Raw genomic sequence first — 4471 nt, 5'->3', positions numbered from 1 at the left:
TGTAGTGATTAAAATGGGTGATACCATGTTACTGGCTACTGTTGTTTCTTCCCTTGAAGCAAAAGAAGGGGTTGATTTTTTGCCGCTATCTGTTGATTACCAGGAAAAATATGCCGCTACCGGCCGTATCCCTGGCGGATTTTTACGCCGCGAGGCACGTTTATCAGACTATGAGGTTTTGATCTCGCGTTTGGTTGACCGCGCGCTGCGCCCAATGTTCCCTGAAGATTATCATGCTGATACACAGGTGATGATCTCCCTGATCAGCGCTGATAAAGATATTATGCCTGATTGCCTTGCCGGTTTGGCAGCATCGGCAGCTTTAGCCGTTTCTGATATCCCTTTTAACGGGCCGATCTCTGAAGTACGTGTAGCTAAGGTAGATGGTCAATTGATCATCAACCCAACGTTAACCCAGTTACAAACTGCAACTTTAGAATTTATCGTAGCAGGTTCTGAGCATGATGTGAATATGGTTGAAGGTGAATCAAAAGAGATCCAGGAAGATGAGTTGGTTGAAGCGATCAAATTTGCGCATACCGCCATCAAACACCAGTGTTTTATTCAAAAAGAGCTTGCTATTGCAGTAGGTAAAACCGAAAAACGTGTTTATTGCCATGAAAATAGCAACGAAGATTTAAAGAAAGCCATTTACGCTGCTACTTACGACCAGGTGTATGCCATTGCAGGATCTGCCTCAGCAAAAGACGAGCGTTCAGTTAAATTTAAAGAAGTAAGAGACGCCTATATAGCCACTTTGGGCGAAATTGACGACGTTACCAAATTTCTGGCAAAGAAATATTACCATGATGTGGAATACGACGCGATCCGTAACCTGGTGCTTGACGAAGGCAAACGCCTTGACGGCCGTACGACTACCCAGATCCGCCCGATATGGAGCGAAATTGGTTATTTGCCTGCTGCTCACGGTTCGGCAGTATTTACCCGCGGCGAAACACAATCATTAACCAGCGTTACTTTAGGTGCGAAGGATGATGAACAAATGATCGACGGCGCATTTATCAATGGTCATTCAAAATTCCTTTTGCATTATAATTTCCCTGGTTTTTCAACCGGAGAAGTTCGCCCGAACAGGGGAGCAGGCCGTCGTGAGATCGGTCATGGTAACTTAGCCATGCGTTCGTTAAAACAAGTGTTACCTTCTGACGACGAAAATCCATATACTATCCGTATCGTTTCTGATATTCTGGAGTCAAACGGTTCGTCGTCAATGGCAACAGTTTGTGCCGGTACATTGGCGCTGATGGATGCCGGTGTGAAGATCAAATCGCCGGTATCAGGTATCGCGATGGGTTTGATCACCAACGAAATGGGCACCAAATATGCTATCCTTTCTGACATCTTAGGTGATGAGGATCATTTGGGTGATATGGACTTTAAGGTAACCGGTACCGAAAAAGGTATTGTTGCTGTACAGATGGACTTAAAGATAAACGGTCTGTCGTACGAGGTTTTAGGCAAGGCATTGCACCAGGCTAAAGACGGCCGTTTGCATATCCTTGGTGAAATGAAGAAAACCATCGAAGCACCACGTGAAGATTACAAACCGCATGCACCACGTATCATTACCATCCGTATTGATAAAGAATACATTGGCGCGGTAATTGGCCCGGGAGGAAAGATCATCCAGGAAATGCAACGCGAAACCGGCGCTACTATTTCAATTGAAGAAGTTGGCAACCAGGGTGTAGTGCAGATTTTTGCTGACAATAAAGAAGCGATTGATAAGGCTGTAAGCCGCATTAAAGCAATTGCTGCAAGGCCTGAAGTTGGTGAAATATACGAAGGCAAAGTGAAATCAATAATGCCTTTCGGTGCATTTATTGAAATTATGCCAGGCAAAGACGGTTTATTGCATATTTCGGAAATTGACCACAAAAGGTTTGAAACCATGGATGGTATTTTTGAAGTAGGCGATGAGGTTCGTGTTAAATTGCTTGATATTGATAAACAAGGTAAATTAAAGCTTTCAAGAAAAGCCCTTTTACCAAAGCCCGAAAATAAAGGCTAATTAGTGGTTTACCCGATAGCTATCGGGTAGCTGGGATTGAGTTGACTGATTTAAACTTGTTTAATTTATCACTAACCTATCCGCTAACTGATATTAACAGAAGAAAACCCTCTTATGGAGGGTTTTCTTCTGTTAATATTGATTTTTTATTTTTTGAAGATAATTAAAACAAAACTCAATTTTGCAGTGTTTAACTTAGTTAAATATGTTTGTCTCAACCTTGGGGTATCCTTGTCTCAATTGATTTTGATGAAAAATGGTCGCGGATAATACAGATGATCCTTTAGATTTTATTAATAACAGTTCAGGTGAGCTGCCGGATGGTATTCCGCCTGATTTGGTAAAATTATTACTGAATGAGATCATTCGTGTAAAAGAATTAATAAAGTATTACGATGCTATTCCCGATGGTGCCGGCCAGCTCGGCTCCTCAATCCTCAATGAGCTGGTTACCGAAGCCTATAACTCCCTGGTAAATTACGATGTTGTTTTAATGGAAAAGTATTACGCGTTGTTGCAGAACTGTGATTAGTTTGAGCCCGAAAGTCGGAAAAGTCCGGATGTCCGAAAGAAAGGACCTGGAAAATGCCGCCGACTATCTATGGTCAAGTGGCACCATCAATCCAAAAAACTATTTCGGAGTTTAAAATCAATCTCAATTTTTAGCAATTTTTTTCTTCCGGACATCCGGACTTTTCGGACTTTCCCGACAAAAAAACTACCTTTGCCTCATGAACCACCTGATAGCGCCATCAATTTTAGCGGCCGATTTTGCTAACCTGCAGCGGGATATTGAAATGATTAATGCCAGCGAGGCAGATTGGATACACGTAGATGTAATGGATGGTGTATTTGTGCCGAATATTTCATTTGGGTTCCCGGTGATAAAGGCGGTTAAAAAGCATGCAAAAAAGCCGCTGGATGTGCACTTAATGATTGTAGAGCCCGACAGGTATTTAAAAGAGTTTGCTGATGCAGGGGCGGCAGTTATTTCGGTTCATTATGAGGTTTGCCCAAACTTGCACCGTACGGTGCAATATATTAAGGAGTTGGGCTGCAAAGCTTCAGTGGTTTTGAACCCGCATACACCTGTTGCGTTGCTGGACGACATTATTGAGGACCTGGACCAGGTGTTGCTTATGTCAGTTAACCCCGGATTTGGCGGACAAAAATTTATTGCCAATACCTATAAAAAAATTAAAGACCTGAAAGCCATAAGCGCAGCCAGGAATCCCGGTCTTTTAATTGAAATTGACGGTGGCGTTGATAAGGATAACGCAGCCAGGCTGGTTGAAGCCGGCGCCAATGTTTTAGTTGCAGGGAACTCTGTTTTTTCGGCGACAGACCCAACTGCGGCAATTGCCAATTTGAAAATTTTGAATGGTTTATCGCGATCGTGATATAAGCATTTCAATAAAAGCCCTTGATTTTTTTAATATTTAAAATTATAGGCAGCGATTGTCTTTGAATTGTATCATTTTTCAAAAAAAGCAAATAATCTCTATTATTATTGTCAAATTAATTAACTTTGGCCTATCTTAATATGAAGTTGTTAATTTAAATTTCATCAACATACCAATTTATAAACCAGTATGAAACCCGTTATGCACAGCATCAATATTAATATTTGCTCATGATTGGTTCATCGAAATAGAAAAATCAATTAAATACAATGAAACATAATTTTGGCGCAGGACCAGGTATTTTACCTCACGAAGTTTTAAAACAGGCCGCAGCAGGAGTGCTAGATCTTAACGGGATCGGGCTTTCCATTTTGGAAATATCCCACCGTTCGGCTGAGTTTGAAGCTATCCTGGATGAGGCAGTAAAGCTGGTTAAAGAGTTGCTTGAAGTTCCCGAAGGTTATTCAGTATTGTTTCTTCAGGGTGGCGCGAGCACACAATTTGCATTGGCTCCTTATAACCTTTTGCCCGAAGGTGGCAAAGCAGCTTACCTGGAAACAGGTATTTGGGCAAACAAAGCGATGAAAGAAGCCAAATTCTTCGGCGAAGTGCAGGTTGTTGCTACCTCAAAGGAAAGCAACTTTACCTATATCCCTAAGGATTTTGTGATCCCGGCTGATGCTGCTTATTTTCATATTACCTCAAACAATACCATTTACGGTACCCAATCGCAAAGTTTCCCGAAATCACCGGTTCCGGTAGTTTGCGATATGTCGTCTGATATTTTCAGCCGCAAGATCAACGTTGCTGATTTTGGTTTGATCTATGCCGGCGCTCAGAAAAACATGGGTCCCGCCGGTACTACACTTGTAATTGTAAAAGATGATATTTTAGGCAAAAGCGGCCGTAAAATACCTGCAATGTTTAACTACCAGGTACAGATTGAAGGTGGATCGATGTACAATACGCCTCCGTGCTTTGCCATTTATGTTTCCATGTTAACCTTAAACTGGTTAAAATCAAAAGGTGGCGTAGC

4 protein-coding genes are annotated in these 4471 nt (G+C 41.9%); all 4 read left to right on the top strand.

Features of this window, described 5'->3' with window-relative positions; all coding sequences use genetic code 11:
- The coding region (gene pnp, locus QZY09_RS22080; protein WP_295676204.1) for a polyribonucleotide nucleotidyltransferase at positions 1-2032 on the top strand (2032 nt) is incomplete at its 5' end.
- 256 nt (positions 2033-2288) lie between these two features.
- A complete protein-coding gene (locus QZY09_RS22075; RefSeq protein ID WP_295676202.1) occupies positions 2289-2564 on the top strand; it encodes a hypothetical protein in 276 nt (91 codons plus the stop codon).
- Between the two features lie 199 nt (positions 2565-2763).
- Positions 2764-3432, top strand: coding sequence for a ribulose-phosphate 3-epimerase (gene rpe, locus QZY09_RS22070; protein ID WP_295676199.1), 669 nt, complete (start codon positions 2764-2766; stop codon positions 3430-3432).
- 272 nt (positions 3433-3704) lie between these two features.
- Positions 3705-4471 (top strand): 3-phosphoserine/phosphohydroxythreonine transaminase (serC, locus tag QZY09_RS22065; protein ID WP_295676195.1); only part of this gene is annotated, 767 nt, incomplete at its 3' end.

This window comes from uncultured Mucilaginibacter sp. (assembly GCF_903913935.1).
Classification (GTDB): domain Bacteria; phylum Bacteroidota; class Bacteroidia; order Sphingobacteriales; family Sphingobacteriaceae; genus Mucilaginibacter.
Note: the sequence above shows the minus strand (reverse complement) of the source record. Positions and strands in the feature narration are given on the sequence as shown.